Raw genomic sequence first — 3,926 nt, 5'->3', positions numbered from 1 at the left:
TCTAAAGAGATGAGAAACCAGAAAGTGTTACCTATGTCTTGCTACAAAAGTGTTACCCATGTCTTGAGTCATACAGTCTAGCCATTGCAAATAACGAACTAGACTAACCGACGTGGGCTGGCCCTGAGTCCCGAACGGGACGTTAGGGATTGGCACGACGCTTGCGTAAGCAAGAGGAGTGACAAAAGCCTATGTGTCGGAGACCGAGCGAGGGCGTAAGTCCCGAAGTGAAGCGGTTAGTCGCTGTTAGCCGCAGTGTTTTGTTCAAACGGTTTATTGGGTAAACTTCTTTATTTTTGTTATGCATTAAATATAAGAATTCATTTGTGAATTATTTCGGAATTACTTTCTATTAGATAACATGTTGAAAAAGATTTTGTTTCGCAATTGAAAAGTAAATCAAACATCGGATATTTTCCTCCTTGTGCGGGAGTAAGAAGTCCTATTGATACTTGATTTTTTTTTGTGTTATCATCGTAATGCAAATGGACGACAATAGTGTCTGTGTTTTGTGCTATTTCTGTCAATGTGTATACATTGTAATTTAAATATAATTCTTCTTCATATTTTTTTAAAAAAATATTTAATGTATCTTGGTTGAATAGGAAATCGCAGATACTAATTTTTTTTAATTTATCAAAGTGAAAATCGTTTTCCCGCGTAAAGTCAAATACATAGGTCACTTCTGAAATAATATAGACATAGTCATGCTTGAGTCGTTTTCTGAAACTAATACAGTCTTTTGTTTTTATACTATTGATAAAACTATGAACTTCTTTTTTGTTTTCAATTTCTTCGTCAATATCTATGGTTTGGGTGGAAGTTGATTCTTTATTTGGGATTTTTGAATTTAAATTACATTTGTATATTATGAGAGGAATAAATATAATTAATATAGCTATTAGTTTGATATTTTTTTTCATATGATTGTTATTGGCTTAATATGTAATCAATTATTTTCTTTGTTTTACTGATAAGCCAATTCAAACATTGCGGTTAACGAACTAGACTAACCGACGTAGGCTGGCCCTGAGTCCCGGAAGGGACGTTAGGGATTGGCGCGACGCTTGCGTAAGCAAGAGGAGTGCCAAAAGCCTATGTGTCGTAGACCGAGCGAGGGCGCAAGTCCCGAAGCGAAGCGGTTAGTTTCTGTTATGCGACGTGTTATTGATCATTTTTTATTTTTTCTGCAAAAAATTCAATTCCTTGTCCCTTATAGATTGCACCTTTCACTTGGTAAGTTTTTTTTCTGGCTGTATCAACATGCGTTTCTAAAGGTGAAGACAAAGTGTCTGCTGAAAGACTAAAAGAAAAATCTTTTGGCAAATTCACAATAATTTCAAGATTGATGATTGGATATCTAGATATATGTGTTTCAAAAATGTATTTATTTTTGAATGTTTGCTTCAAAATTAGTATAATCTCTATAGATGAATTTGCTTTAACTTCTATAATCTCTATATTTTGTTTAAAATTATTACCTTCGCCTTTTTTTACGAATTCAATTTTTGTAAACTTATCTTCTCCGTCTGCTCTTGACTTTAGTTCAATGATTTCAGAAGAAGTGTGTGTGTTATCTGAATATATTATATTTATTGGTTCTTGGGAGACTTCATTTGATATATTTTTAAGCTTGTAGCTTATTGTTCTAGTCAATATAAGTAAGCCATTTGTCTCTTCTTCGATATCATATTGCCATCTACAATCAGTCCTTAGTAATTTAAGATTCAAAATTTCATTTTTTATAATATTGAAAAATTCAGGCTCTATCAACCTTTCAAATGTGGATAATATTGCATTTTTAGCCGTGTCTTTTTGAAAATCTAATAATTTGTTTTCAAATTTATCTTTGTCGATTTTATCGATAAAATTTACAAAGAAAAGGGAGATAAATATTGTAATCGCGAAAGTGATTAAAAAATTGCCCGTTATTTCTAAAAAATATTTTTTTGATCCAGGGACAAAGACTGAATTTATGACTATTTGGCCGTTAGATATTTCTTGAATGTTTTTGCTATTCAATTCATAGTCAGAGCTAAAATATAAAGAAGTAACACCGCTTACTATCAAAAATATGACAATTAGTAAGTAATAAGATTTTAAAAAGTTAATAAATTTTTCCATTTTTTTCCTATATTTATTTATAACATGTCGCATAACGAACTAGTCTACTCGACGTTTCCCGACCCTGAGTCCCGGACGGGACGTTAGGGACTGGCATGTAGCTTGCGTATGCGAGCGAATGCCAGAAGGGAAATGTGGCGCAGCCCAAGCGAGGCCGTAAGTGCCGAAGCGCAGTGAGTAGACGCTGTTATGCGACGTACTTTTTTGCCAGAATTAGTTTTTTGTGTTCTTTTTCTCTAAAACTTTCTTCATACTGTCTTTGAATTCTTTTGCTGAATTCTTACTTATCCTAACTTGTACTACGAGAAAGATTATTATTTTCCGACACTGATCAGCATATTCGAGACATTCCTCATCCGAACGTGCATGCAACCCTTCACTGAGAGCTGAGTGTAATATTTGGAGTGGATTCATATTGTCTGGTCGTAAGATTTGAGGGAGTAATTCTTTAACGAGTTCAATTTTTTCCTGAGCCACTGTTGTTTTTTTCGTTTTCTCTAATGCCTCAGTATATTTAATCAATTCATCTCCAGCCAATAAGGTAGAAATTTCTTCAAGGAGTTGATCAATAATTTCTTCGACAATTCTTCTATAGTATCCAAATGCTCCTATTCCATAACCCTGAGATTCACAAACTAAACCTTTTTTATAATAGTCTTTAAAATCTTGGAGCATATTTTCTATGTCGCTATTGCCTTTTATTTCCCAGGCAGGAAATTGGCCGACTTTCATTATCCATTTTTTATCATATGAAATTTTTATGAAAAAATGGCGTTCTTCATATTTGCAATGCATACAAATATACTCTGCTCGAATAATTAATCCTTTACAGTGACTTCCGTAGTTAAAGTTATCGTAATAATCATTAGTCATATTAAATGTTTGGCTATCTTTACATTTTTGACAGAACAATGAAATTGCAGGTTTTGGAAGCGAATTTAGTGTATCTGGTATATTTGTTACCTGTAGTTTTTTATAAAGTGGGTAGTTTTCTAATAATTCTTTACTAGGCATTTCTCATTCCTGATATTAAAAGTAAGATTTTGAAAAGTTAAAAACTTTGAAAGTATGTCGCATAACGAACTAGTCTTGACGAAGTTTCCCGCCCTGAGCCTGCGTAGTAGGCGTTAGGGAGATCGGGAAATTTGCCGAAGGCCGAACGAGGCCGTGAGTGCCGAAGTGAAGCGTTAAGACGCTGTTAGTTGCAGTGTGCCCGTCGAGAAAAGATTTGTGATAAGAAAGAACTGGAAGTCCACCAGAAAACATCAACAAAGAGCGCAGAGTAAATCAATTTTGAGAAATCTTAAACAAACAAGACCGATCAAATTAATCTTTTGTATCAATCTTTGCTTAATAGATAAAAGCGAGAAAAAACGAACCTGGCGAGAACGAAATTCTGCACATTGCAACTAACGAACTAGGGGAGACGACGTTCCCTGACCCTGAGTCCCGAACGGGACGTTAGGGACTGGCACGTAGCTTGCGTATGCGAGCGAGTGACAGAAAGGGAATGTGGCGTAGCCCAAGCAAGGCCGTAAGTGCCGCAGCGCAGCGTTTCCCCGTTGTTATACGACGTGCGTTTAGCTAGGTTTTTTTTTCTATGTTCTGTCAATCCAAACTTCTTTAATCCAGCTTGCTAAATCATTCCATTTTTCTTCGCTTATTCCGTCATGGGACCAATATAGTACTTCGTTAATATTATTTAGGCAGTAATAATTCCCATTGTCCTCACAAATTGGAAGTAGATTTTTTGGAACATTCATTTTAGTCCAAGCTTCCTTTGCAACATTAACTATAAATGT

4 protein-coding genes are annotated in these 3,926 nt (G+C 35.0%); all 4 read right to left on the bottom strand.

Annotated elements, in window-relative coordinates; translation table 11 throughout:
- Positions 1-320 precede the first annotated feature (320 nt).
- Positions 321-923, bottom strand: a complete 603-nt coding sequence (locus EHQ24_RS00065) for a hypothetical protein (RefSeq protein WP_135599685.1) — start codon at positions 921-923, stop codon at positions 321-323.
- A gap of 241 nt (positions 924-1,164) precedes the next feature.
- Entirely contained in the window at positions 1,165-2,124 is a 960-nt protein-coding gene (locus tag EHQ24_RS00060) for a hypothetical protein (RefSeq protein ID WP_135599684.1), read from the bottom strand.
- A 213-nt stretch (positions 2,125-2,337) separates the two neighbouring features.
- Positions 2,338-3,138, bottom strand: coding sequence for a hypothetical protein (locus tag EHQ24_RS00055; RefSeq protein ID WP_135599683.1), 801 nt, complete (start codon positions 3,136-3,138; stop codon positions 2,338-2,340).
- A 584-nt stretch (positions 3,139-3,722) separates the two neighbouring features.
- Positions 3,723-3,926: SMI1/KNR4 family protein (locus EHQ24_RS00050; RefSeq protein WP_167483031.1), on the bottom strand; the 204-nt coding region annotated here is incomplete at its 5' end.

Origin of the sequence: Leptospira noumeaensis (genome assembly GCF_004770765.1) — a bacterium.
Taxonomy (GTDB): domain Bacteria; phylum Spirochaetota; class Leptospiria; order Leptospirales; family Leptospiraceae; genus Leptospira_A; species Leptospira_A noumeaensis.
The sequence above is the reverse complement of the archived record's forward strand: the minus strand, read 5'-3'. Positions and strand labels throughout refer to the sequence as shown.